This window comes from Neorhizobium vignae (assembly GCF_000732195.1).
GTDB lineage: Bacteria > Pseudomonadota > Alphaproteobacteria > Rhizobiales > Rhizobiaceae > Neorhizobium > Neorhizobium vignae.
Genome location: NZ_JNNU01000006.1, coordinates 365529 through 389098, shown reverse-complemented (window position 1 = coordinate 389098; position 23570 = coordinate 365529). Strand labels below are relative to the sequence as shown.

Genomic DNA, 23570 nt, shown 5'->3' with positions numbered 1-23570 from the left:
GCTGCAGCAAAGGGAGGAATTGAGACATGGGCCTTTCAGCCCGGGACATCCGTGAAAAGCTTGACCGCCTCGTGACCGGCATGACCGGGCTTCGCGACGATGGCCGTTTCCACGAACCCAATCTCGACGGGACCGCCGGCGACTATATCTCTTTCGAAAGCTGGGAGTGGCCACAGGGCGTCGGCCTCTACGGCCTGATCCGTCTCTGGCTGTTCACCGGCCGCGACGACCTGAAGGCGCTGATCGAGAACTGGTATTCGGCCCGCATCGAAGCCGGGCTCCCGATGCTCAACGTCAACACCACGGCACCGATGCTCGGCCTTTCCGTCCTCTGGCGCGAAACCCGCGACCCGCGCTGGAATCCGGTTCTCGACGCCTGGGCAGACCGCGTCATGAGCGAGATGGGCCGCACCGAGGAAGGCGCTTTCGAGCACCATGTCTCCGACAAGGTCAATGACGACGAACTCTGGGACGATACGCTTTATATGGTCGCCCTCTTCCTCGCCTCCTACGGCGAGGCAAGCGGTCGCCGCGAGCTTGTCGATGAGGCGTCAAAACAGTTCCTCGTCCATTCCCGTTACCTCGCCGACAAGAAGACCGGCCTCTGGTTTCATGGCTGGACGTTCCAGGGCCGCCATAATTTTGCGGAGGCCCGCTGGGCGCGCGGCAATGCCTGGATCACCGCCGGCATGCTCGATCTATTCGATCTCGCCGAGGTTTCGAAGCCGGTAAAGGATTTCCTGCTCGGCGTGCTGACGGCGCAGGTCAACGCACTGCTGCCGCTGCAGGCCGCTTCCGGCGCCTGGCGCACCCTGCTCGACGACCCGTCCTCCTACGAGGAGATCTCGGCGACGGCGGGCTTTGGTTACGGCCTGCTCAAGGGGTACCGCCTCGGCCTCGGCACCCATGAATGGCGGGTGGCCGGCCTCAAGGCCGTTGAAGCGGTGCTTGCCAATATCGACGAAACCGGCACCGTGCTCAACGTCTCCTATGGAACGCGCATGGGCCATGATCTGCAATTCTATCGGGATATTCCCATCCAGCCGACCGGCTACGGGCAGGCTCTTTCGATCCTGTGCCTCTCCGAAGCCATCCGGCATGTGGAACCGGGAGGCGAGACAGCATGTCGATGAAGGTTCTCTACGGGGCTGGCCCCAACGACATCAAGACCTATGACACCGCCCGCCTGCGGGCCGAATTCCTGATGGAAGACCTGTTTCAGGCCGACAAGGTCAGCTTCACCTATACCCATGTCGACCGCTTGATCGTCGGCGGCGCAGTCCCGGTATCGTCGACGCTGAGCTTCGGTTCGGGCGAAGACATCGGTACGCCCTTCCTGTTGTCGGCCCGCGAAATGGGCATCGCCAATCTGGGTGGCACCGGCGTCGTCTCGGTCGACGGCAAAAGTTTCACCCTGGAAAACCGCGACGTGCTCTATGTCGGCCGCGGCGCCCAGGACATCTCCGTCGCCAGCGCCTCGGCCGAAAAGCCGGCCCGGTTCTACATGAACTCCGTTCCCGCCGGCGCCGACATTCCGCACCGCCTCATCAAGCGGTCGGAATCGAAGATGCTGACATTCGGCGATGCCAAGCGCGCCAACCTGCGGAACCTCAGGATGTACATCCATCCGGAAGTCACGCCGTCCTGCCTGCTTCTGCTCGGCATCACCGACCTTGCCGACGGCAGCATCTGGAACACCATGCCGCCGCATCTGCATGAGCGTCGCATGGAAGCCTATTGCTATTTCGACCTGCCCGAAGAGGAACGGGTCATCCAACTGATGGGCCGCCCGGAAGAGACGCGCCATCTCGTGGTCAAGAACCTCGACGCGGTTCTCTCGCCCGCCTGGTCGATCCATATGGGTGCCGGCACCGCGCAATACGCCTTCGTCTGGGGCATGACCGGCGAGAACCAGGAATATAACGACGTGGCCCCCGTGGCCCTGAGCGAGCTGAGATAAGACTGCCATGAATCCCGAAGCAAACTGGATGCGAAAGACGTTGAAGCCCGGCGAAGCCGTCCGGTACTGGCAGCTGGGCCGCATCGCCGAAGAGCGTTTCGACGTGCCCGATGCCCCGATGAAGGGCGAGATGGACCCGTTCTTCTTCCTGACCAAGGTCAAGAACTTCATTCCGCACGAATATCCGTGCCGCACCATCTTTGCGGACACCTATCGCGGCAAGCGCCCGGATGTCCGTGGCTCCTTCGATGCCACCCGCTGGTGGCTGCCCTTCGGTTCGCCGCGGCTCGATCTTTCCGGCTTCTGGTTCCGCCCGACCCGGCTCGCCACCTGGACCCGCACCTATATAGAGGCGGAAACTGCCGGCTCGGCAAAGATCCGGCTCGGCACCTGCGGCGGCGCGGTCATCTGGGTCAACGGCGAGGAAGCCGGCTGGATGGCGCCCTATAGCCGCAACCTCGAAGCCAAGCAGGAATTCGAACTGCCGCTGGTCGCCGGCCTCAACGAGATCACGCTGTTCTTCGACGACCTCGCCGAGCGTGACGCCCGCTATTTCTATCAGTTCGACTACGTCTCCGGCCCGGCTGCCAGTGTTGCCCTGCCGGTTCCGGTCACGAGCCCCGTCGCCGCAAGCCTCGAAAAGGCGCTCGACACCATGTATTTCGACCGCCAGCACTATTTCGGCGGCGATATCACTCTGCTTCTCTCCGCGCCGCTGCCGGTCGAGGTGAAGGTCAATGTCGCGGTCGAAGGCGACTTCATGTCGCGCGAGCGCTTCGATTTCGACTTCACCCTGCCCGCCGGCGCCACCAGCCTAAATATCGGCCCGTCGGAAAAGGCGCCCGCCGACTTCCGCCACTTCCGCATCACCCTCAATGCCGGCGGCTTCGTCGTGTCCCGTTCGCTCGGCGTCGAGATCTGCCATGCCGAAAGCCAGGGCCAGGCTCCTGCATCGCTGAGCGATCGTATCACCGAGACCCTGGCGCAAATCTCGGAAAATTCCGAACGCGATACCGTCCGTGCCTTCGCCCGTCTCGCTAGCGGCCGTTCCGGCCCCGATACGGATGCGATGATCGAGGAAATCCTGCCCTCGATCGAAGACTGCCACGACTGCGCCGACTTCTCGCTGGTGCCACTCATCTGGTCACGCATCGTCTGGGGCAAGGACATCAACGAGAAGACCCGTGCCCGCATCGACGGCGCCATTCTCAACTATCGTTACTGGATGGATGAGCCGGGCAACGACGTGCAGTGGTATTTCTCCGAAAACCACGCCCTGCTGTTCCATACTTCCGCCTATCTTGCGGGCAGCCTCCTCCCAGACGCCACCTTCGTCCGTTCCGGCCGCAAAGGTTCGGAGCAGGCGAAGGTCGGTGCCGCCCGCGTGCGCGCCTGGCTCGACCATTTCGAGCACTGGGAAATGGCCGAGTTCAACTCGGCGCCCTATTTCCCGATCGACCTCAAGGGCCTGACGGCGCTTGCCGCCCTCTCCCCGGACAAGGATATCGCCGACCGCGCCAAGGCCGGCATCGTCCGCCTCTGCGAAATCATCGCCCGCTCCGCCCATCATGGCATGGTTACCGCAGCGCAGGGCCGCTCCTACGAACACACGCTCTGCGCCGGCCGCTCGCTGGAACTGTCCGGCGTTGCCCGTCTGCTCTGGGGCAAGGGCTGGTATGGCCGCCGCGTCCACTGCCTGCCGCAGATGGCCGTCTGCCTGCGCGACCACGGCCTCGAAATCCCTGCAGAGTTCGCCGCGATTGCCGATCACCGCGGCAGCCAGCACCAGGAATGGCGTTTCGCCCAGGGCGAAAACTCCTTCGCCGCGCTCTATCATTACAAGGGCGAGCACTTCGCCATGGGCTCGACTGTCCATTACCGCTGGGACGAATGGGGTTACCAGGAAACCATCCTGCACCTGCGTCTCGGCGACAAGCCGGAAGCCGCGATCTGGATCAACCATCCGGGCGAGACCATCCAGTTCGGCTACGGCCGCCCGTCCTACTGGGGCGGCTGCGGCACCATTCCCCGAGCGCAGCAATACCGCGGTCTGGCGATCCTCGAATTCACCACCTATGAGGAACAGCCGGATTTCACCCACGCCTGGTTCCCCAAGGCCGAGTTCGACGAAACACTCGTTTCCGGTGGCGTGGCGCTTGCCCGCTCCGGCAAGGGCGCCGTCATGCTGCGCACCGCCTCGAAGCTGGAGGCCGTCACCGAAGGCCCGTCGGCAGGGGCTGAACTGCGCCAGTACGGCCAGAAGACCCGCTGGATTGTCCGCGTCTGCGAAGCGGACAATCTCACGGCTGTCGAGTACCGCTTCAGCGGGCTCGCCCCGAGACAGGAATCCGACGGCACCGTCGTTGTCGAGGACCCGGAATATGGTACCGTCCGCTTCAGGAAGGACGGCTCCGTGGAGGCCGAAGGCCGCGTGATAGCGCGGGCGGATTACACAGTAAAAGGCGAAGCAACGATGCTGAGCGCTTCGTAATCTAAAAACCGGACGGGTGGAGGCCCGTCCATTCAGAGGAGGAAATGAGCATGAAAACCAAATCGCTTCTGGCGGGCGCTGCGCTCGCCCTTCTCGTGTCGACGGCAGCACATGCCGGCGACGTGCGGATCATGTGGTATTCGGACGGCGTCGAAGGCGACGTCATGAAGGACCTCGTTGGCCGTTTCATGAAGGAAAACCCGGGCATCAACGTCATCCTGGACAACGTTGCCTACAGCGTCATCAAGGACCAGCTGCCCGTGCAGCTCGAAGCCGGCAACGGCCCGGACATCGCCCGCGTCACGGCGATCAAGGACCTCTCCAGGCACTGGCTCGACCTGCGCCCGCTGGTCAAGGACGCCAAGTACTGGGACGACAATTTCGGCGCCCAGGCCGACTGGATGCGTCCGGATGGCTCCAAGCAGATCTCCGGCTTCATGACGCAGATCACCCTGACCGGCGGTTATGCCAACAAGACCCTGTTCGACCAGGCCGGCGTTCCGCTTCCGGGCCCGAAGGCCACCTGGGAAGAATGGGCGGCGGCTTCCAAAAAGGTCAAGGATAGCCAGAAGCTTCCGTTCGCCATGGCGATCGACCGCTCCGGCCACCGCCTGACTGCTCCGCTCCTGTCCTACGGCGCCAACTATGTCGGCAAGGACGGCAAGCCGGCACCGCTCGACAAGGGCGCCAAGGACTTCCTGACCAAGTTCGTCGGTTGGGTCGGTGAAGGTTCCTTCGCCAAGGACGTCTGGGTCTCGGCAGCGGGTTCGACCTACCGCGCCGCGGCTGAAGACTTCATCAACGGACAGCTCGCCTTCTATTATTCCGGTTCGTGGCAGGTGGCGAACCTCACCACCAAGATCGGCAACAGCTTTGACTGGGTGGCGACCGGCAGCCCCTGCGGCCCGGCAGCCTGCACCGGCATGCCCGGCGGTGCGGCACTCGTCGCCGTGAAATATGCCAAGAACCCGAAGGACGTCGCGACCGTCATGGACTGGTTCGCTCAGGAGAAGGTCGTCAAGGAATTCTCCGAGCGCACCCTCTTCCTGCCCGGCCACAAGGGTGTCGTCGACAAGGGCGGCCTCGACTTCAAGACCGACAACGCCTTCGCCAAGGCTGCCCTGACCAAATATGTCGAGGCATCGAAGACCACCTCCGACACCGCCCTGAAGCTGCCCGGCTGGCGCTGGTCCGACACGGTCTATGCCGCGATCGTCACCCGTGTCGGTCAGACCCTTGCCGGCGAACTGAAGCTCGATGACGCCTTTACGCGTATCGACGCCGACATCGCCCAGAAGGTCAAGGACAGCGGCCTCTGATAACAGCGGGGGTGAGAAGCCTCTCACCCCGCCTCTGCTCCGCTCGGCGCACCCTTTCCCGCAAGCCGGGCGAGGGTGGACGTCGAGGGCGCGGCATATCCCTTCTCCCCGCCTGCGGGGAGAAGGTGCCGGCAGGCGGATGAGGGGCGAGCCCCGCCATCCGGACAAGACAAGGAGGGATGAAATACAAACATGAGCACGACGTCTCTCACCGACCGTCTCGGCAGCCTTCTCATGGCGCCCGTGCATCTCCTGATGCGCATCATCGACATACCGCTGCGCGCCGTCCAGAAAGCGACCGGCATCGGCGGCATGGCGGCCGTGTTTCTTGCCCCGAACATGCTGATCTTCGGCATTTTCGTGCTCCTGCCCCTCGTCATCAACTTCGTATACTCGATGACCGGCGGCACTGCCTTCTTCCTTTCCGAGCGCAATTTCGTCGGCGCCGAACAGTATCAGCGCCTCTTCACCTGCACGAATTACCTCGACCCGATGTCCTGCCAGGAGGATGCCTTCTGGACCGCCGTCGGCAACACCTTCTGGTTCGTGGTCCTGCAGGTCACGCTGATGATCGGCGTGTCGTTGATCACGGCACTGATCCTCAACCGCGATCTCGCCGCCCGCTCCTTCTGGCGCGCCGTGTTCTTCTTTCCGGTCCTCCTGTCGCCCGTCGTCGTCGGCCTGATCTGGAAGTGGATCCTGCAGCGCCAGGGCCTCCTGAATTTCGGCCTCTACCAGTTCGGCATCGAGCCCTATACCTGGCTCACCGACCGCAACTGGACCTTCATCGCCACGATCGGCGTATCGATCTGGGCGCATATGGGCCTCTACACGCTGATCCTGCTCGCCGGCCTGCAGGCGATCCCGAAGGATCTCTATGAAGCTGCCGAAATGGACGGCACCAAGCCGGCGCGCGTCTTCCGGCGCATCACGCTGCCGCTTCTCGCGCCGAACCTTCTGGTCGTCGTGGTCCTTGCCCTGATCAAGGCCGTGCAGATCTTCGACGAGGTCTATGTCCTGACCGGCGGCGGCCCCGGCACCAGCACGCTCTATCTGACCCAGTACATCTACGAGACCGGCTTTGCCTCGGCGCTCCGCAATCCGGGCCTTGCCGCTGCCGCCTCGATCCTGATGGGCCTCGTGCTCGTGGTGCTGACACTGATCCAGCTCGGCATCGGCCAGCGTGGCGAAAAGAAGGGGAAACGCTGATGGGTGTGGCTTCTCGCTTCATTCTGCGCCGTCGCGGCGGCAAAAGCTGGCACTGGACGGATGTCGTCACCTGGGTCTGGCTCCTCGGCGGCCTGATCATCATGTTCGGTCCGGCCGTCTGGCTCGCCTTCTCGTCCTTCAAGACGCCGGCAGCCCTTGCCGAATTCCCGCCGTCGATCCTGCCCTACGTCACCAGCCAGGCGACCGTCCAGGGTTACGACAAGCCGCTGCAGCTCTTCGAAGCCAAGATGCCGGACGGTTCGACCAAGGTGCTGGCCGAGGTGCGCCGCATCGGCCTCGTCGCCCAGATGGTCGATCCGAAGGCGCCGGGCGAAATCGTCCGCGTCAATATCGGCGACCGCACCCCGGTGCGCTCGGTTTCGTTCGCCACCGAAAACTACACGACACCCTTCACGCAGTTCGATTTCCTGCGCTACCTGTGGAACTCGGTCTTCGTGACGGTGACGGCGACGCTGATCACCCTGATCGTCAATTCCATGGCCGCCTTCGCTCTGTCGAAATACGAGTTCCGCGGCCGCTCGCTCGCCATGCTGATCATCCTCGCGACGCTGATGGTGCCGCTCTCGGTGATCATGGTGCCGCTCTATTCGATCATCTCGTCGCTCGGGCTGTTCAACAATCTCTGGGGCGTCATCCTGCCGACGGTCGCAACCCCGACCGGCGTGTTCATCCTGCGTCAGTACATGCTGACCATCCCGGACGAGCTGATCGACGCCGCGCGCATGGACAAGGCGTCCGAATGGCAGATCTACTGGCGTATCGTCCTGCCGCTGACGGCACCGGCGCTCGCGGTTCTGGCGATCTTCTCGGTCGTCTGGCGCTGGAACGACTTCCTGTGGCCGCTGATCGTCCTGTCGCGGCGCGAACTCTATACCCTTCAAGTGGGGCTGAGCATCTATTCCGGCGAACTGAACGTCCAGTGGCACTTCATCCTGGCGATGACGGTCGTGACCATGATCCCGGTCGTGCTTGTCTTCATCTTCCTGCAGCGTTTCATCACCACCGGCATTGCCGGCACTGGCCTGAAGTAAGGATCACCGATGGGCGAGATCACCCTCACCAAAATCAAGAAGTCCTTCGGCGCGGTCGACGTCCTGAAGGACATCGACCTCGATATCAAGGACGGCGAGTTCATCGTTTTCGTCGGCCCGTCCGGCTGCGGAAAATCGACCTTGCTGCGCACCATCGCCGGTCTTGAAAAGGTCACCGGTGGCGAGATCGAGATCGACGGCAAGCGCGTCAACGAAGTGTCAGCCGCCGATCGCGGCCTTGCCATGGTCTTCCAGTCCTATGCGCTCTATCCCCATATGAGCGTGCGCCAGAATCTCGCCTTTGGGCTGGAAAATTCGAACATGCCGAAGGCGGAAGTCGCCGACCGTATCCTCGAAGCCGCCCGCATGCTGGAGATCGAGGCGTATCTCGAACGCCGGCCCGGCCAGCTTTCCGGCGGCCAGCGCCAGCGCGTCGCGATCGGCCGCGCCATCGTGCGCCGCCCGACCGCCTTCCTGCTCGACGAGCCGCTGTCGAACCTCGACGCCGAACTGCGCGTCTCGACCCGTGCGGAACTCGCCGCTCTCCACGCCCGCCTCGGCTCGACGATGATCTACGTCACCCACGACCAGGTGGAGGCGATGACATTGGCCCACCGCATCGTCGTCATGCGCGCCGGCAAGATCGAACAGGTCGGCACTCCGCTCGATCTCTACAATACGCCCGCCAACCGCTTCGTCGCCGGCTTCATCGGCGCGCCGCACATGAACTTCCTGGCCGGCGAAGTCGCCGAGTTGGAAACCGGCACGGCGACGCTTGCGACTGCGGGCGGCCACCGCCTGCTCGTGCCGTTCTCGGGCCATTCCCTGTCCGTCGGCGACAAGCTGACGATCGGCATCCGCCCGCAGCACATCACGCTCGCCAATGATCCGGGAAGCCTCAAGGTCAAGGTGCGCCTCGTCGAAGCGCTCGGATCGGAAACGGTCATCCACGCGGATCTGAACGGCGAAAAACTCCTCGCCGTCGTTCCCGGCCAGAAGCTCATTTCTCCGGGCGACGAAGCTCACCTCTCCGTCGCCGGTGCTCCGCTGCACCTGTTCGACCGGAACGGGTTAAGGGTGAAGGGGAGCTAGCCCTACCCCCCCATTCCATCGAGCCCGCCTCAACCGGACGATGGAATGGCCCGCCGATGGCGCGAACGGTACAATCCTCACCAACCGCAGCGGGAGGAGAGGTCAATGTTCCGTATTCTTGTGGTCCTGTTTTTGGCCGTGGTCTTCGCCGGACCGGCCACTGTATCGCCGGCCAATGCCCAGACCAGGATGGTCAAGACCAAGCCGACGCCGGCGACGATGGCGGCCGGCGAGTCCGTCCTGTTCGATGACAAGAGCTGCCCCGCCGGCATGATCGCGCGATATACCAAGTCGCAGCGCAAGGAACAGATTGGCAAGAGGTGCGTGCATCTGAACGGCACGCGGTAGCGCCGCGAATCGCTGGAGAGATGGTTGCCGTCCGAAAGGCGCTGTTCATCCGAGAGATATCTTCAGAGATAGCTTTTGAAAAAGGCCAGCATCGCCCGTCGCATCGCTTCTGTCTCGCGGTGCCCAACGCCTGCCTCCGGCAGGAACACCAGCGCACCGAGCGCTTGCGCCTTGAGATAGGCGGCCTCCGTCTCGGCAAATGCGCAGTCCACCGCGTCGGGCGGCGTCAGCGGGTCGTCACAGCCGATGCAGATCAACTGCGGCCGCGGCGCCACCAATCCGGCGATCTCGCCGATCGAGGTTTCCCTGAGCAGCCCCGGCACGGTCAGGTAATGGCCGTGCAGGTCGTGGGCACCGGTTTCGACCAGGGTCGCGAAATCCGCGTAACAGCATAAATGCGCATTCGCCTTCACCCGCGGATCGAGCGCCGCCAGGAAATAGGCAAGCGTCGCGCCCATCGACAGGCCCGCGACCCCGATCCGCTGCGGATCGACCTCCGGTCGCCCTGCAAGCCAGGTCAGCGCTGCAGCCTGTTCGGAAAGCATCTGCCCGAACAGGGTTTTGCCGTGCCAGAGCGCCGCCTTGGTCGCCGCATCCTCCGTCACCCCGGCCCGTTCGCCAAACGTCGGCATGTCGATGCAAAGCGCCACATATCCTTCGCGCGCCAGAACCGGCCCGGGGGCATCGAGCAGAGCTGGCCGGCCGTCGATCAGTTCGGATGCGCCGATATCCCAGCGGGCGCCATGCGCATGCGCATAGACGATCGCCGGTCCAGGAGTGAGGAAACCTTCGCTCGGCCGGGTGAGGAAGCCCCGGACCTCCGTCCCGTCGCCCAAGCGAAACCGCAGCCTCTCGAGAATATAGCCGTCCCGGATTTCCGTGGAACTGTCCGTAAGCGTCAGTAAGACCTCCTCGAACGCAAGCAACTTCTTCAATCGCTCAACGGTGATCGCCATCGTCCCTCCTCCCGGCCGATCATCCTTGCCCTCCAAGCGAGGACGATTGCCTCTTGTGCCCTGCGCCTTTCAAAGACATAGACGAAAACTCCTCCCCTCGCATCCCCGCCTTACGATCCATGCCTACAATCGACCCGTCCCGTTTCGGCTACACCGGTCCGCATAACCGGCGAGATGGGACCGGTGATCTGGCGAACCGCCGTTATGCAAGCGGGTCGTCAGGGGCTGCGCAGAAAATGGTCCCCCTCTCGCCTCAAGGCGGGGCGTGCGTGTGTCGCACACAACCCGGTATGGCATCCGTGCTCATTTCCACGGAGTTAAATTCCATATCGCCGCAGAGGGACCGGAGTTGCGCGGAAAAACACACCGAACGGGACACGTCGCGTGTCACTATTAAAATCTAAATTCGAGGCACACGACGTGTCCCGGCCGATCCTCGGGTTTGACCCGAAACTGAAAAGGCTGGCATCACCAAGGACGGACTCCGTCTTGCGAGAGGTTCACGGAAGAACATGGATAAATCGGGCTTGAGCGACTACGAAAAGCTTCGCGCCGAACAGCATGAGGAGTTATGCCGCGCCACGGCGTCGATCGGCTTTCTGGGCAACGGCTTCTGCCGTTTGCGGGCCTGCCGCCGCCGGCGTGTCTGCAGCGGCCCGATGCTTCCCTCGGCACATCAGATCGGGAAAGTCCGCGCCCAGCAGGAAATCGGCCTGAGCGGCAAGGCCTGCGCCGATCTTCCGCTTTGCATCGCCAATCGCGAACCGGAATATTATGAACTTTTCAGACAGACCATGCAGGAGCTTCAACAGGCCGCGGCGGAAGAACCGAATGTCGATCTGCTGCGCGTCTGCATCTGGGCTGCGGCAAGGCGGCGCCCCGCGAGAAACATCTCTTGACTTCTCGTCCGCTGCATCCGACTTCAATGATAGAACAAGGAGCAGGACCATGACCGAAGCCGCCCGCAGCACGATCGACCAGAGCGAAGTCGACCGGTTTTCCGCAATGGCCGCGGAGTGGTGGGACCCGACCGGCAAGTTCAAGCCGCTGCACAAGTTCAACCCCGTGCGGCTCGCCTATCTCCGCGACCGTATCTGTGAAAATTTCGGCCGAGACCCGAAGAGCCACCTGCCGCTTTCCGGCCTGCGCATCCTCGATATCGGCTGCGGCGGCGGGCTGCTCTCCGAGCCGATCGCCCGCATGGGCGCGACCGTCGTCGGCGCCGACCCATCGGAAAAGAACATCGGCATCGCCTCTACCCATGCGGCGGAAACCGGAACCTCGGTGGACTACCGCGCCGTCACCGCCGAACAGCTCGCCGAAGCCGGCGAGACGTTCGACGTCGTGCTGAACATGGAAGTGGTTGAGCACGTCGCGGACGTCAATTTCTTCATGACGACCTGCGCGAACATGGTCCGCCCCGGCGGCCTGATGTTCGTCGCCACCATCAACCGCACCTTCAAGGCCGGAGCCTTGGCGATTTTTGCCGCCGAAAACATCCTGCGCTGGCTGCCCCGCGGCACCCATCAATACGAAAAGCTGGTCCGCCCGGAAGAGCTCGAAAGACCGATCTCCGCCGCCGGCATGGAGATCATCCATCGCACCGGCGTCTTCTTCAATCCCCTCCAGGATCGTTGGAACCTGTCGCCGGATATGGACGTCAACTACATGATGCTGGCCAAGCGGCCGGCGTGATTTTCAGAAAGCTGATCCGTGGTGGTATTGTAGCCGCTATAGGAGGGTGAGCGTGCGGTCGCTCCATCAGAGCACCAACGTCGGCCATTGCCGCTCGTTCAGTTCGCGTCTTCGGGAATGATCGGCAAGGGCGCGATCTCGATCCCCTCGTCGAGGAGGTCGCGCACCTCGCCGAGGCTCGCCTGGCCGATGATGCCGCGCGCATCCGCCTCGCCATAGTGGATCTTGCGGGCCTCCTCGGGAAACTTCTCGCCGACATCCTCGGCATTGGCCTTGATCGCCGCGACCGCTTCCTTGAGCTTGGCAAGCATCTCCTGGCGCGCTAGGTCCATCACCATCGCCTGCTTCTCTTCCTTCTTTCGGGCAGTCGAAACGGAGGGGGCCATCAGCGTCTTGGAGATGGACGCGGAATTGCAGACCGGACAGGTGAGGAACCCGTTCGCTACCTGCCGGTCGAAATCGGCGCTTTCCGAAAACCAGCCTTCGAACGTGTGGGCATTGTCGCAGATGAGCGAATACTTGATCAAGCGGCCACCTCTCCCGCCGCGTCGGGAACCGCATCGAGCGAGAACTCGCGGGCGTTCTTAAGGTTCGGGATCTTTCCCCGTGCCGCAGCGACTGCGGCGATGTCGATATCGGCCAGCACGACGCCCTCGCCGGTGCCGCCGGCGGATGCCAAGACCTTGCCCCAGGGATCGACGATCATCGAATGGCCGAAAGTCTCGCGGCCGTCCTCATGCACGCCGGCCTGAGCTGCGGCGATCACGAAGGCGCCATTCTCGATCGCACGGGCACGCAGCAGGATTTCCCAATGCGCCTCGCCGGTCTGGCGGGTGAAGGCGGCCGGCACGGTCAGGATTTCGGCGCCGGCCAAGGCTTCGGTCCGGAAAAGCTGCGGAAAACGGACGTCGTAGCAGATCGCAAACCCGAGCCTGCCGAACGGCAGGTCGGCGACGCGCGCTTCGCTGCCGGGCTCGTAGGCCGAGCTTTCGCGCCAGCTCTCGCCATTGTCCAGATCGACATCGAACATATGGATCTTGTCATAGGTGCAGACCTGCCGGCCGCCGGGCGCGAACAGGAAGGCGCGGTTGGCGATCTTGCCGCCATCGACCGCAATCGCCGTCGAGCCGACATGCAGGTGGATGCCGAGTTCGCTGGCAAGACCGCGGGCGGTCGAGACGATGATGTCGCCCGCCTCGTCGCGCAGCACGGCGCGCATGGCCTTGCGGTCACGCTGCAGGAAGCCGGTCATCTCCGGGGTCTGGATATAGATCGCACCGTGAGCCGCAGCCTCCCGCACCAGCCGTGCCATGTCGGCGGCGTTCTTTTCCGGATCGACGCCGGAGCACATCTGGATCGCTGCAACCTTGAAAGCCATGGGAAAAACCTCTCAGTTCGCCAGCATCGGATCCAGCTTGCCGGCCCGGTCGAGTGCGTGGAGATCGTCGCAGCCGCCGACATGCGTCCCGTCGATGAAGATCTGCGGGAAGGTCGCGCGGCCGTTGGCCTTTCCGATCATCTCCTGGCGCAGTTCCTGCGAATAGGTGGCGTCATGCTCGGTATAGGCCACACCCTTGGTGTCTAGCAAAGCTTTCGCGCGTGCGCAGTAACCGCAATATTCGCGGGTATAGATAGTAACCTCTGCCATGATCGTCTCCGGGCGCGACCGGGTGGGAAAAGGCCGCGCACAATAGTGTCTTCTTCTGTTCATATAGGCCCGGCAACAGCCATTGCAAAGGTCAAAACCGTGACCTCCGCAGCCCCGGCTTTCCTCAGCGCCCGCGTGGCGGAAGAAACGGTCGCGCCGGTCGTATAGACGTCGTCTACCAGCACCAGCCGCTTGCCGAACACGCGGTCCTCCTGGCCCGGCGCGATGGCGAAGGCCGCCCGCACATTGTCCTCCCGGGCCCGCGCCGAAAGCCCCACCTGCCGGTTCGTGCGCTTGACGCGGATGAGGGTCGCTGGCAGGAACGGCCGGCCGGATTGCTGCGACAGATGCCGGGCAAGCTCCGCCGCCTGGTTGAATTTTCGCAAGGTGAAGCGCGAGCGGTGCAGCGGCACGGGAACGATCCCCTCGCAGTTTGCCACGTGCCCGTCGGAGGCGCGCAGCATCCAGCCGGCCATCATCCCCGCAAGGTCGGTGCGGTCGCGATATTTCAGCGAATGGACGAGGTCACGCGCCGCACCCTCGAAGATCGCCGCCGAGCGCAGGCGCTCGAAGACGGGCGGCTCGGCGATCGCCTGTGCGGACACCATGCCCGGGCCCGGATCGTAGGAGAACGGCAGCCCGAGCGTCTCGCAATAGGGCCGCTCGATGAAACGGATCTCCCGCCAGCAGGAGGGGCAGAAGCCCCGATGTGCTCCGGTTCTGACCCCACAGCCGGGACAGGTCGGCGGATAGACGAAATCGCCGACCCATCTCGTCCACCCCGCGGCGAACGATGTTAAAAGTCGCAAGGGGTTGATGTTGGGCTCGGCGGACATGACTTGACAATAGCGGACGGAGCGCGCTTTTGCGACGCCAGAATACGAGTGGACGGCCATGGAAATTCTTTTCGACGAACAGTTGGTGAGTGCACGGCGCAGACGCGCGATAGCCGCCAAGGACAGCAACGCCGCCTTCCTTCTGGACATTGCCGGCCGCGAGCTTGCAGACCGGTTGGCGGTCGTTGAACGGCAATTCGAGACCGCGGTCGAACTTCATGGCGGAACCGGCATCACCGCTCGCGAGGCGCTGGCCACCGGCAAGATCGGCACTTTGAGCCGTATCGAGACGGATGCCACTTTCGCAAGGGCCGGAGACGCGTTCGCCACGGCTCCATTGGAAGACGTCCCACTGGAACCCGAATCCGTCAATCTGATCCTGTCGCCGCTCTCGCTGCACCTCGTCAACGACATGCCCGGCACGCTGATCCGCATCCGCCGGGCGCTGAAGCCGGACGGGCTTTTCCTGGCGGCGATCCCCGGCTCCGGCACGTTGCAGGAAATGCGTGACGTCCTTCTCTCTGCCGAGGCGGAACTGACGGGCGGCGCAAGCCCGCGCGTCATACCGTTTGCCGATGTGCGCGATGTCGGCGCCCTGCTGCAGCGGGCCGGTTTCTCGCTGCCGGTCGTCGATGCCGAGACCTACACGGTGCGTTACGACTCGCTCTTCCCGCTGATGCGCGATTTACGCGCCATGGGCATGACCAATCCCCTCGCGGGCCGCAGCCGGGTGCCTGTGACGAGGCGTTTCTTCGTGAGGGCAGCGGAGCTTTATGCCGAGCGCTATTCCGATCCGGACGGCCGCATCCGCGCGACCTTCTCGATCATCTACGCATCCGGCTGGGCACCGCACGAGAGCCAGCAGAAGCCGCTGAAGCCGGGCTCGGCCAAGATGCGGTTGGCCGACGCGTTGCGCAGGGAAACGGAATAGGAGTGTTAGCGGGTAGCGTCCTCGTAGGTATTCGCGATACCGCCGAACATGTTGTTCATGAGGTCGTAATAACTGCCGAGCGCGATAAACAGCGTTACCGCCAGAATTGAAGCGATGAGGCCATATTCCACGGCCGTTGCGCCGCTGTTGTTCTTCAGAAGAAACCTGAAAAGGCGCATGGAATATCCTTCAATCAATATGACCAGGCCCGAAAGCCCATGGCATCAGCAGTCGCTGCCGACGCCATAGCCCTGCACGATGCAGACCGAGCCGGGTGTTTCCTGCAGCACGCTGCGCCGGATAGTATAATGCCTTGCGCCCTTTTCGCCGGGCTTGATGGAGCCCGTGCTGATCAGGTCGAAATCCTCCTGGACATGCGCCAGTCGGCGCTCGTCATTGCGGCCAGCGAGCATCGGCGTCACGATCAGCGAAAGAGCGATCGCCGCCGTCCCGAACAGAAGAGCGATATTGAGCGCGCCGGTTTTGCCGGATCCATGCGTCGCCCGTTGACGGACCCGCACAGTTTTCCAGAATTCCTCGTCCATGCCTTATAAAGCCTCATCAACGCGTTACCGGATAAGCCTTGAAGGTGCCACAATCGGCTAAACGATCCCTTAACGCCGTATGAATTCGGCCGCTCTAATTTTATCGATCAGAGCAGATCCTGCAGGATCGGGATCAGCGGCTCGTCGGCCGGCGGCATCGGGTAGTCCCTGAGCGCGTTCGGCCGCACCCATTTGATCGCCTGCCCTTCCCGTCCCGTCGGAATGCCTTCGAAGCGGCGGCAGACATAGAGCGGCATCAGCAGGTGGAAGGTCTCGTAGGTGTGACTGGCAAATGTAAGCGGCGCGAGGCAGGGGATCCTGGTCACGATGCCGAGTTCTTCCTCGAGCTCGCGCACCAGCGTCTCCTCGGGCGTCTCACCGGGCTCGACCTTGCCGCCGGGAAACTCCCAGAGACCGGCCAGCGACTTGCCTTCCGGACGCTGCGCCAGAAGGATGCGGCCGTCGGTATCGATCAGCGCGCAGGCGGCGACGAGCAGGATCTTGCGGGGGGCGTCGCTCATGCCCGGCTTTCCTGCCGCCAGTAACGGTATTCGTAGGCCTTGCGGAAGCCGAATTTTCGATAAAGCGCCATCGCCGGTTCATTGGTCGAGACCACCTGCAGCCACGCCGAACGCGCACCGCTGATACGAGCCCAGCGCAGCGCCGAAGACAGGATTTCGGTGCCGATGCCCTCGCGCCGATGCGCCTTGGCCACGGCAAAGGAGATGATGCCGGCAAGATCGTTATCCTGGACGCAGAGCGCCACGGCGGCGGCCCCTTCCTGCGGATTCTCCTTGATGAAGAAGCCGGAGGTCGGCTTGATCGAACTCAGAATCTCGGCAAGCGCCGGCTTCAGCGCCGGATCCTCGCTATCAACCGCAAGGCTCGCATCGCAGAACCGGCCGATATCGTGGCTCGGCAGGTGATCGAGCGTGTCCGGCAGTTCCAGTTCGGTGAGGTTGACGCTCAGGACGTCGACGGTTTCGAACACCCGCCAGCCGGCGGCATCGAGATGGTCGATGAGCTTGGGAGGAGCGAGCGGCGTCTCCCGGACCACCAGCTGACGGCCGTAATTCTCGAACCGCTTGCGCGCCTTCTCGAGCCGCATCGCCATGTCGCGATGGTCGGACGGGTCGAGCGGCACGATGCAGTTCAGGCGCTTGGAAGGATGGCCACCGGTCAGCCGTACCTGCCAGCTTCCGTCATAAACGACGGACGCCGCCGGCCAGGCCCGAAAGCCCACGGCTTCGAGCCGCCTGACCAATGGCAGATCGTTCTGAGGAGAAGATGCTTCGTTCAATTCCTGTCAGCTCCGGTAGTCGCCGTTGATGGCAACATATTCCTTGGTGAGGTCGCAGGTCCAGACGGTCGTCCGGCCGTTGCCAAGACCGATATCGACCTTCACCGGAATGTCCTGTTCCTTCATGACGGCGGTGGTCGCAGCCTCCGAATAGGCCGGATCACGCTCCCCGTCGACGGCAACGCGCACGTCGCCGAACCAGATCGCCAGCCGGTCGCGGTCGGCCATTTCGCCCGACTTGCCGACGGCCATGACGATGCGGCCCCAATTGGCGTCTTCGCCGGCGATCGCGGTCTTGACCAGCGGCGAGTTGGCGATCGAAAGAGCGATCGTCTTCGCTGCTGCATCGCTTTCGGCGCCGGTGACGGTGATCTCGACCATCTTGCGGGCGCCTTCGCCGTCGCGCACGACCTGCAGCGCCAGATCCTTGAGCAGATCGTTGAGCGCCGCGCGGAAGCTCGTCAGACGCGGGTCGTCGGCGGTTTCGACGCGGGCCTGGCCGTCCGCGGCGGCAGCGCCGGTCGCAAACAGCATCAGCGTGTCGGAGGTAGACGTGTCGCTGTCGACGGTCACCGAATTGAAGCTCGGGCCGACGCCGGCCGAAAGCAGGCTCTGCAGCGCCGGCGAGGCGATGTCGGCATCGGTTGCCACGAAGGACAGCATCGTCGCCATGTCGGGCGCGATCATGCCGGCGCCCTTGGAGATGCCGTTGATCGTCACCTTGACGCCGCCGATCTCGGCGGTGCGGGTCGCGACCTTCGGGTAGGTGTCGGTGGTCATGATAGCCTTGGCGGCTTCGAGCCAGAAATCGCCGACGGCGCCGGTGTTCATGTCGCCGAGCACGCCCGCAAATTTGGTCGCGTCCAGCGGTTCGCCGATCACGCCGGTCGAAGCCAGATAGACCTCGTTTTCGCCGCAGCCGACCGCCTCGGAGGCCGATTTTGCGGTGAGCGCCGTCGCAGCCTTGCCCTTGACGCCGGTAAAGGCATTGGCATTGCCGGAATTGACGACCACGGCACGGGCGACCCCGTGCGACAGATTGGCGCGGCAGAAATCGACCGGTGCCGAAGGGCACTTGGAGCGGGTGAAGACGCCGGCGACGGTCGCCGGCTCGTCGAACACCATCAGCAGCACGTCGGTGCGGTTCTTATACTTTATCCCCGCGGCGGCAGTCGCCATGCGCACGCCGCGGATCGCCGGCATGTCGGGATAGGATTTCGGAGCGAGCGGCGAAACGGAATCGGACATCGGAAATTACCTGGCTCAAATATGGAGAGGGCCCGGATTTTCCGGGCCCGTTGTCGAGAATTACTGCTGGACCGGCGCGTCGCCCGCGTCCTGCATCTTGCTGACGTCTTCATAACCCTTCTTGAGGGCCGCATCCTTGATGTCGATCTTTTGCTCGCTCTTGGCCTTGGTGATGAGAGCGACGTACTTGTCGCGCATCACCAGCTGCTTGACCTGGTCCTCGACCTGGTCGAAAGCCGGCGCCGGAGCATCGCGCGTGTCTTCCAGCTTGATGACGTGGTAGCCGAACTGCGACTTGACCGGCGTCTTGGAATATTCGCCCTTCTTCAGCGTGAAAGCGACTTCTTCGAATTCCGGAACCATGCGGCCGCGGCCGAACCAGCCAAGATCGCCGCCTTCATCCTTGTTGGAATCCTGGGACTTTTCCTTGGCGATCGCGGCGAAATCCTTGCCCTTGTCGAGATCGGCGATGATCGCCTTGGCCTCTTCCTCGGTCTTCACGAGGATATGGCGGGCATGCACCTCTTCCTGCTTCGGCAGGGCGGCGATTTCCTTGTCGTAACGGGCCTTGACCTCTGCCGGGGTGGTGGCGTCGATCACATGCTTGCGGAAATAGGCGTTATGCAGCTCGCGGTCGGCGATATAGTCCATCCGCTTCTTGAAGTCCGGCGTATCCTTGATGCCTTCGGCGAGAGCGCCCTTGGCGAGCAGCTTGACGTCGATGGCGCCGGAAAGGGCTGCGACCTTCTTCTGGTCGTCCGGAAGCTGGGCGAGCTGCGGGTCGAGGTTCTGAACCGCAATATCCAGTTCCGACTGGTGAATTTCCAAGTCGCCAACCTTGGCAACGACCGGATCCTCCGCCGCAAAGGCGGGAGCCTGGCAGAGGATCGCAGCGGCCAGCGCGGCCGTCATGAGAAGTTTGTGGCGCAACATCGATAAAGACCTTTCGATAGGGTACCGGTTTCAGAAGCCCTGATTCCGGCCAGAAAACCTTCACAAACACCGGATTGTGGCCATTCTGTATCGGCCGCCACCGTTGACATCATTCGACCCCCCTCTTATCTGTCACGCAACTTGGCGTCCAGCAGAGTTTCCGGGCGTGACGGGTCATTTTATCGGCATCAGAAACCGATGGTTCGACCGGTCCCACGCCCCCATGGGACAGATTTCAGAAAGGACCATTCGTATGGTCAGCCTTGGCGGCATCGCCCGCAAATTGTTCGGTTCGGCAAACGATCGCCGCGTGCGCAGCTACCAGCCGACTATCGACGCCATTAATGCAATCGAGGAGAAGACCAAGGCTCTCTCCGACGAACAGCTTGCAGCCCAGACGGTGGAGTTCAGGAAACTGCTCGCCGAGGGCAAGACGCTCGACGACATCCTGATCCCGGCCTTTGCGGTCGTGCGCGAGGCGTCCCGCCGCGTACTCGGCATGCGCCCGTTCGACGTGCAGCTGACCGGCGGCATGATCCTTCACGATGGCGCGATCGCCGAGATGAAGACCGGCGAAGGCAAGACGCTGGTGGCGACGCTGCCGGTCTATTTGAACGCTCTCGCCGGCAAGGGCGTGCATGTGGTCACCGTCAACGACTACCTCGCCCAGCGCGACGCCCACACGATGGGCAAGCTCTACGGCTTCCTGGGCCTGACCACCGGCGTCATCGTCCATGGCCTCGACGACGACCAGCGCCGCGCCAACTACGCCTGCGACATCACCTATGCCACCAACAACGAACTCGGCTTCGATTATCTGCGCGATAACATGAAGTACGAGCGCAGCCAGATGGTCCAGCGCGGCCACAATTACGCGATCGTCGACGAAGTGGACTCGATCCTGGTCGACGAGGCGCGCACGCCGCTGATCATCTCCGGCCCGCTCGACGACCGCTCCGAGCTTTACAACACGATCGACGCCTTCATCCCGGTGCTGACGCCGGAAGATTACGAGATCGACGAAAAGCAGCGCTCCGCCAACTTCTCCGAAGCCGGCACCGAGAAGCTCGAAAACCTGCTGCGCCAGGCGGGTCTCCTGAAAGGCGAATCCCTCTACGACGTCGAGAACGTGGCGATCGTCCACCACATCAACAACGCGCTGAAGGCCCACAAGCTCTTCACCCGCGACAAGGACTATATCGTCCGCAACGACGAGATCGTCATCATCGACGAATTCACCGGCCGCATGATGCCCGGCCGCCGGTATTCGGAAGGCCAGCATCAGGCGCTCGAAGCCAAGGAAAAGGTGCAGATCCAGCCGGAGAACCAGACGCTCTCCTCGATCACCTTCCAGAACTATTTCCGCATGTACGGAAAGCTCGCCGGCATGACCGGTACGGCCCAGACCGAAGCGGAAGAGTTCGGCAACATCTACAAGCTCGAAGTGGTCGAAGTGCCGACCAACCTGCCGATCCAGCGTATCGACGAGGACGACGAGGTCTACCGGACCTTCGACGAAAAGTTCAAGGCGATCATCGAAGAGATCAAACAAGCCCATGAACGCGGCCAGCCGGTCCTGGTCGGCACCACGTCGATCGAGAAGTCGGAACTTTTGGCGACCATGCTTCGCCAATCCGGGTTCACCAACTTCCAGGTCCTGAACGCCCGCTACCACGAGCAGGAAGCCTATATCGTGTCGCAAGCCGGCGTGCCGGGCGCCGTCACCATCGCCACCAACATGGCCGGCCGCGGTACCGACATTCAGCTCGGCGGCAATATCGACATGCGCCTTGAACGCGAGCTCGAAGGCATGGAGCCGGGTCCGGAGCGCGATGCACTGGAAGCGGCAAGCCGCGAAGAGGTCAAGCAACTCAAGGAAAAGGCGCTTGCCGCCGGCGGCCTCTACGTCATCGCCACCGAACGCCACGAAAGCCGCCGCATCGACAACCAGCTTCGCGGCCGTTCCGGCCGTCAGGGCGACCCCGGCCGTTCGAAGTTCTACCTGTCGCTCCAGGACGACCTGATGCGCATCTTCGGCTCCGACCGCATGGACAGCATGCTGCAGAAGCTCGGCCTCAAGGAAGGCGAAGCGATCGTCCATCCCTGGATCAACAAGGCGCTGGAACGCGCCCAGAAGAAGGTCGAGGCCCGCAACTTCGACATCCGCAAGAACCTTCTGAAATATGACGACGTCACCAACGACCAGCGCAAGGTGATCTTCGAACAGCGCATCGAGATGATGGATTCGCCGGACGTTTCCGAAGTCGTCGAGGAAATGCGCGCCGAGGTGATCGAGATTCTCGTCACCAAGCACATTCCCGAACGCGCCTATGCCGAACAGTGGAATGCGGCGGGCCTGCGTGAAGACGTCGAACGCCTTCTCAATCTCGACCTGCCGATCGAGGAGTGGGTCAAGGAAGAAGGTATCGGCGAGACCGATATCCGCGAACGTATCACCGAGGTTGCCGACAAGGCTGCCGCCGACCGCAAGGAGCGCTTCGGCGCCGAGATCATGACCTATGTGGAGCGCTCCGTGCTGCTCCAGACGCTCGACCACCTGTGGCGCGAGCATATCGTCAACCTCGACCACCTGCGCTCGGTCATCGGTTTCCGCGGTTATGCCCAGCGCGATCCGCTGCAGGAATACAAGGCGGAAGCCTTCGAGCTGTTCCAGGCCCTGCTCGCCAACCTGCGCGAGGCGGTTACCGCCCAGCTCATGCGCGTCGAGCTGGTGCAGAATCCGGAACCGCCGCAGCCGCCGGCGATCTACGACGAACAGCATGTCGATCCGACGACCGGCATCAATCAGGTCACCGGTTTCGACAGCGAGAACTTCATCGCCGCGCCGGAAGACCGTCGCCCGGAAGATCCCTCCACCTGGGGCAAGATCGGCCGCAACGAGGCCTGCCCCTGCGGATCCGGCAAGAAATACAAGCACTGCCACGGCGCCTTCGAACAGGCCTGAGGCTTCCGCGAAACCTGATGATGCGAACGCCGCCCCCGGGCGGCGTTTTCGTGTCCGCCTTCCGGAAGGATCGCATCAGCCTTCGGCTGGAGACCCGGCGCAGATTTCCCGAACACATGTCCGCAGCCACCGGTGAGCCGGATCGGCATCCAGCCGCGGATGCCAGAGCAATGATACGGTAATCTCGGGCACCTGGACCGGCAGGGCGAAACTGAACATTCCGGCACGCAGGTTGCCGCTGTGCCGCTCGGGTATGCTGGCGATCAGATCCGAAGACCTGGAGAGAACCAGCGCCGCGGCGAAACCGTCGACGATCGTCACAATCCGCCGTTCCAGCCCCGACGCCGCCAGGGCCTCGTCGATCGCCCCCTTTTCAAGCCCCCGTCGTGAAACCAGGATATGGTCGCCCGCCGCGTATCGCCGAGCCGATATCTCGCCCCCCGCCAGCGGATGCCCGCTGCGCACGACGCCGATGAAACGGTCCCGGAACAGTGCCTGGGCCCGCACTTCCGGACCGATCGTCGGGCCGACGACCCCGGTTTCCAGATCGACGCTTCCGTCGCGAAGCGAGGCGCTGTCCTTGTCCGGCTTGCGGATGAAACGCAGCCGGACGCCGGGCGCCTGAGCGCTGACACGAGCGATGAGGCCAGGCCCGAAATTCTCGACAAACCCCTCGCTGGTACGCAGTGTGAATGTGCGGACGAGCTTACCGAGATCGAGCACCTCGACAGGCCGCAGGACCGCTTCCGCGTCCTGCACGAGGCCGCCGACCCGTTCGCGCAGTTCGATCGCCCGTGGCGTTGGCACGAGCCCACGGCCGGCCCTCACCAGCAGCGGATCCCCCGTCGTCTCGCGCAGTCGCGCCAAGGCCCGGCTCATGGCCGACTGGCTGAGCCGCAGGCGTTTGGCCGCCCGCGCCACGCTGCCTTCGGCCAAAAGGACGTCGAGGGTGAAAAGCAGGTTGAGATCGGGTCTGGACATAAGCGCAGCATAACACAGGCGCTTCGATATGACATGGCGCCTCATGCATTGAATTGATGCA

General features: G+C 63.2%; 24 protein-coding genes. 12 read left to right on the top strand and 12 right to left on the bottom strand.

Annotation, left to right across the window (positions count from 1 at the left end; translation table 11 throughout):
- The first annotated feature begins 26 nt into the window (after nucleotides 1-26).
- The 8 genes from bglB (at nucleotide 27) to GQ59_RS12975 (ending at nucleotide 9471) form a co-directional block, all read left to right on the top strand.
- A complete protein-coding gene (gene bglB, locus GQ59_RS13010; protein WP_037081778.1) occupies nucleotides 27-1133 on the top strand; it encodes a beta-galactosidase BglB in 1107 nt (368 codons plus the stop codon).
- The gene (gene kduI / locus GQ59_RS13005; protein WP_084683138.1) at nucleotides 1124-1960 is read left to right on the top strand and encodes a 5-dehydro-4-deoxy-D-glucuronate isomerase; all 837 of its coding nucleotides are present in this window, start codon (nucleotides 1124-1126) and stop codon (nucleotides 1958-1960) included. The genes bglB and kduI overlap by 10 nt, the downstream gene beginning before the upstream one ends.
- Before the next feature lie 7 nt (nucleotides 1961-1967).
- Nucleotides 1968-4451: a hypothetical protein gene (locus tag GQ59_RS13000; RefSeq protein ID WP_037081770.1), complete on the top strand. Its 2484-nt coding sequence runs from the start codon at nucleotides 1968-1970 to the stop codon at nucleotides 4449-4451.
- A 50-nt stretch (nucleotides 4452-4501) separates the two neighbouring features.
- The gene (locus GQ59_RS12995) at nucleotides 4502-5770 is read left to right on the top strand and encodes an ABC transporter substrate-binding protein (protein WP_037081768.1); all 1269 of its coding nucleotides are present in this window, start codon (nucleotides 4502-4504) and stop codon (nucleotides 5768-5770) included.
- Between the two features lie 192 nt (nucleotides 5771-5962).
- Nucleotides 5963-6979: a carbohydrate ABC transporter permease gene (locus GQ59_RS12990; protein ID WP_037081766.1), complete on the top strand. Its 1017-nt coding sequence runs from the start codon at nucleotides 5963-5965 to the stop codon at nucleotides 6977-6979.
- Nucleotides 6979-8031 (top strand): carbohydrate ABC transporter permease, encoded by a 1053-nt coding sequence (locus GQ59_RS12985; RefSeq protein WP_037081765.1) that lies wholly within the window; start codon nucleotides 6979-6981, stop codon nucleotides 8029-8031. Before GQ59_RS12990 ends, GQ59_RS12985 begins: the two co-directional genes overlap by 1 nt.
- Nucleotides 8032-8040: 9 nt before the next feature.
- Nucleotides 8041-9123 (top strand): ABC transporter ATP-binding protein, encoded by a 1083-nt coding sequence (locus GQ59_RS12980; RefSeq protein ID WP_037081763.1) that lies wholly within the window; start codon nucleotides 8041-8043, stop codon nucleotides 9121-9123.
- 105 nt (nucleotides 9124-9228) lie between these two features.
- Nucleotides 9229-9471 (top strand): DUF6719 family protein, encoded by a 243-nt coding sequence (locus GQ59_RS12975; RefSeq protein ID WP_037081761.1) that lies wholly within the window; start codon nucleotides 9229-9231, stop codon nucleotides 9469-9471.
- Between the two features lie 62 nt (nucleotides 9472-9533).
- Here GQ59_RS12975 and GQ59_RS12970 read toward each other — a convergent pair whose 3' ends face one another.
- Nucleotides 9534-10427, bottom strand: a complete 894-nt coding sequence (locus tag GQ59_RS12970; RefSeq protein WP_037081759.1) for an alpha/beta hydrolase family protein — start codon at nucleotides 10425-10427, stop codon at nucleotides 9534-9536.
- A gap of 527 nt (nucleotides 10428-10954) precedes the next feature.
- Here GQ59_RS12970 and GQ59_RS12965 point away from each other — a divergent pair.
- Both GQ59_RS12965 and ubiG read left to right on the top strand, forming a co-directional pair.
- On the top strand, nucleotides 10955-11326 hold the full coding sequence (locus tag GQ59_RS12965) for a hypothetical protein (RefSeq protein ID WP_152564316.1): 372 nt from the start codon (nucleotides 10955-10957) through the stop codon (nucleotides 11324-11326).
- Between the two features lie 49 nt (nucleotides 11327-11375).
- Nucleotides 11376-12122 carry a bifunctional 2-polyprenyl-6-hydroxyphenol methylase/3-demethylubiquinol 3-O-methyltransferase UbiG gene (ubiG, locus tag GQ59_RS12960; protein ID WP_037081755.1) on the top strand — a complete coding sequence of 249 codons (747 nt, stop codon included), beginning with the start codon at nucleotides 11376-11378 and terminating at the stop codon, nucleotides 12120-12122.
- 98 nt (nucleotides 12123-12220) lie between these two features.
- On the opposite strand, the gene GQ59_RS12955 is transcribed toward ubiG, so the two are convergent.
- From GQ59_RS12955 to GQ59_RS12940, 4 genes are read right to left on the bottom strand one after another with little or no spacing between them, the layout of a single operon-like run.
- The gene (locus tag GQ59_RS12955) at nucleotides 12221-12649 is read right to left on the bottom strand and encodes a DUF1178 family protein (protein ID WP_037081754.1); all 429 of its coding nucleotides are present in this window, start codon (nucleotides 12647-12649) and stop codon (nucleotides 12221-12223) included.
- The gene (locus GQ59_RS12950) at nucleotides 12646-13500 is read right to left on the bottom strand and encodes a carbon-nitrogen hydrolase family protein (protein WP_037081752.1); all 855 of its coding nucleotides are present in this window, start codon (nucleotides 13498-13500) and stop codon (nucleotides 12646-12648) included. The genes GQ59_RS12955 and GQ59_RS12950 overlap by 4 nt, the downstream gene beginning before the upstream one ends.
- 12 nt (nucleotides 13501-13512) lie before the next feature.
- Nucleotides 13513-13770 (bottom strand): glutaredoxin 3, encoded by a 258-nt coding sequence (gene grxC, locus GQ59_RS12945; RefSeq protein WP_007774047.1) that lies wholly within the window; start codon nucleotides 13768-13770, stop codon nucleotides 13513-13515.
- A gap of 59 nt (nucleotides 13771-13829) precedes the next feature.
- A complete protein-coding gene (locus GQ59_RS12940; RefSeq protein ID WP_037081859.1) occupies nucleotides 13830-14606 on the bottom strand; it encodes a ComF family protein in 777 nt (258 codons plus the stop codon).
- 58 nt (nucleotides 14607-14664) lie between these two features.
- On the opposite strand from GQ59_RS12940, the gene GQ59_RS12935 reads away from it, so the two are divergent.
- Complete coding sequence (locus tag GQ59_RS12935; protein WP_037081750.1) at nucleotides 14665-15537, top strand: class I SAM-dependent methyltransferase; 873 nt, start codon at nucleotides 14665-14667, stop codon at nucleotides 15535-15537.
- 5 nt (nucleotides 15538-15542) lie between these two features.
- Here GQ59_RS12935 and GQ59_RS31070 read toward each other — a convergent pair whose 3' ends face one another.
- The 6 genes from GQ59_RS31070 to GQ59_RS12910 form a co-directional block, all read right to left on the bottom strand.
- Entirely contained in the window at nucleotides 15543-15716 is a 174-nt protein-coding gene (locus GQ59_RS31070) for a Flp family type IVb pilin (protein ID WP_084683137.1), read from the bottom strand.
- 45 nt (nucleotides 15717-15761) lie between these two features.
- On the bottom strand, nucleotides 15762-16082 hold the full coding sequence (locus tag GQ59_RS12930; RefSeq protein WP_037081748.1) for a hypothetical protein: 321 nt from the start codon (nucleotides 16080-16082) through the stop codon (nucleotides 15762-15764).
- A gap of 107 nt (nucleotides 16083-16189) precedes the next feature.
- Complete coding sequence (gene mutT, locus GQ59_RS12925) at nucleotides 16190-16603, bottom strand: 8-oxo-dGTP diphosphatase MutT (protein WP_037081747.1); 414 nt, start codon at nucleotides 16601-16603, stop codon at nucleotides 16190-16192.
- Entirely contained in the window at nucleotides 16600-17382 is a 783-nt protein-coding gene (locus tag GQ59_RS12920; protein WP_037081746.1) for a GNAT family N-acetyltransferase, read from the bottom strand. Before GQ59_RS12920 ends, mutT begins: the two co-directional genes overlap by 4 nt.
- Nucleotides 17383-17388: 6 nt before the next feature.
- The gene (argJ, locus tag GQ59_RS12915) at nucleotides 17389-18630 is read right to left on the bottom strand and encodes a bifunctional glutamate N-acetyltransferase/amino-acid acetyltransferase ArgJ (protein ID WP_037081745.1); all 1242 of its coding nucleotides are present in this window, start codon (nucleotides 18628-18630) and stop codon (nucleotides 17389-17391) included.
- A 60-nt stretch (nucleotides 18631-18690) separates the two neighbouring features.
- Nucleotides 18691-19563: a peptidylprolyl isomerase gene (locus GQ59_RS12910; protein ID WP_037081744.1), complete on the bottom strand. Its 873-nt coding sequence runs from the start codon at nucleotides 19561-19563 to the stop codon at nucleotides 18691-18693.
- Between the two features lie 253 nt (nucleotides 19564-19816).
- Between GQ59_RS12910 and secA the strand changes: the two genes are divergently transcribed.
- Complete coding sequence (gene secA / locus GQ59_RS12905; RefSeq protein ID WP_037081743.1) at nucleotides 19817-22528, top strand: preprotein translocase subunit SecA; 2712 nt, start codon at nucleotides 19817-19819, stop codon at nucleotides 22526-22528.
- Between the two features lie 75 nt (nucleotides 22529-22603).
- Here the strand turns inward: secA and GQ59_RS12900 are convergent, their stop codons facing one another.
- The gene (locus tag GQ59_RS12900; RefSeq protein WP_037081857.1) at nucleotides 22604-23509 is read right to left on the bottom strand and encodes a LysR family transcriptional regulator; all 906 of its coding nucleotides are present in this window, start codon (nucleotides 23507-23509) and stop codon (nucleotides 22604-22606) included.
- Nucleotides 23510-23570 lie beyond the last annotated feature (61 nt).

Bases quoted from the DNA above. Each gene is read 5' to 3' on its own strand.
- ubiG (WP_037081755.1), top strand. From the start codon at position 11,376: ATGACCGAAGCCGCCCGCAGCACGATCGACCAGAGCGAAGTCGACCGG.
- GQ59_RS12900 (WP_037081857.1), bottom strand. From the start codon at position 23,509: ATGTCCAGACCCGATCTCAACCTGCTTTTCACCCTCGACGTCCTTTTG.
- GQ59_RS12940 (WP_037081859.1), bottom strand. From the start codon at position 14,606: ATGTCCGCCGAGCCCAACATCAACCCCTTGCGACTTTTAACATCGTTC.
- GQ59_RS12970 (WP_037081759.1), bottom strand. From the start codon at position 10,427: ATGGCGATCACCGTTGAGCGATTGAAGAAGTTGCTTGCGTTCGAGGAG.
- secA (WP_037081743.1), top strand. From the start codon at position 19,817: ATGGTCAGCCTTGGCGGCATCGCCCGCAAATTGTTCGGTTCGGCAAAC.
- GQ59_RS12910 (WP_037081744.1), bottom strand. From the start codon at position 19,563: ATGTTGCGCCACAAACTTCTCATGACGGCCGCGCTGGCCGCTGCGATC.
- grxC (WP_007774047.1), bottom strand. From the start codon at position 13,770: ATGGCAGAGGTTACTATCTATACCCGCGAATATTGCGGTTACTGCGCA.
- GQ59_RS12975 (WP_037081761.1), top strand. From the start codon at position 9,229: ATGTTCCGTATTCTTGTGGTCCTGTTTTTGGCCGTGGTCTTCGCCGGA.
- GQ59_RS12985 (WP_037081765.1), top strand. From the start codon at position 6,979: ATGGGTGTGGCTTCTCGCTTCATTCTGCGCCGTCGCGGCGGCAAAAGC.
- GQ59_RS13000 (WP_037081770.1), top strand. From the start codon at position 1,968: ATGAATCCCGAAGCAAACTGGATGCGAAAGACGTTGAAGCCCGGCGAA.
- bglB (WP_037081778.1), top strand. From the start codon at position 27: ATGGGCCTTTCAGCCCGGGACATCCGTGAAAAGCTTGACCGCCTCGTG.
- argJ (WP_037081745.1), bottom strand. From the start codon at position 18,630: ATGTCCGATTCCGTTTCGCCGCTCGCTCCGAAATCCTATCCCGACATG.
- GQ59_RS31070 (WP_084683137.1), bottom strand. From the start codon at position 15,716: ATGCGCCTTTTCAGGTTTCTTCTGAAGAACAACAGCGGCGCAACGGCC.
- mutT (WP_037081747.1), bottom strand. From the start codon at position 16,603: ATGAGCGACGCCCCCCGCAAGATCCTGCTCGTCGCCGCCTGCGCGCTG.
- GQ59_RS12930 (WP_037081748.1), bottom strand. From the start codon at position 16,082: ATGGACGAGGAATTCTGGAAAACTGTGCGGGTCCGTCAACGGGCGACG.
- GQ59_RS12950 (WP_037081752.1), bottom strand. From the start codon at position 13,500: ATGGCTTTCAAGGTTGCAGCGATCCAGATGTGCTCCGGCGTCGATCCG.
- kduI (WP_084683138.1), top strand. From the start codon at position 1,124: ATGTCGATGAAGGTTCTCTACGGGGCTGGCCCCAACGACATCAAGACC.
- GQ59_RS12980 (WP_037081763.1), top strand. From the start codon at position 8,041: ATGGGCGAGATCACCCTCACCAAAATCAAGAAGTCCTTCGGCGCGGTC.
- GQ59_RS12935 (WP_037081750.1), top strand. From the start codon at position 14,665: ATGGAAATTCTTTTCGACGAACAGTTGGTGAGTGCACGGCGCAGACGC.
- GQ59_RS12990 (WP_037081766.1), top strand. From the start codon at position 5,963: ATGAGCACGACGTCTCTCACCGACCGTCTCGGCAGCCTTCTCATGGCG.
- GQ59_RS12995 (WP_037081768.1), top strand. From the start codon at position 4,502: ATGAAAACCAAATCGCTTCTGGCGGGCGCTGCGCTCGCCCTTCTCGTG.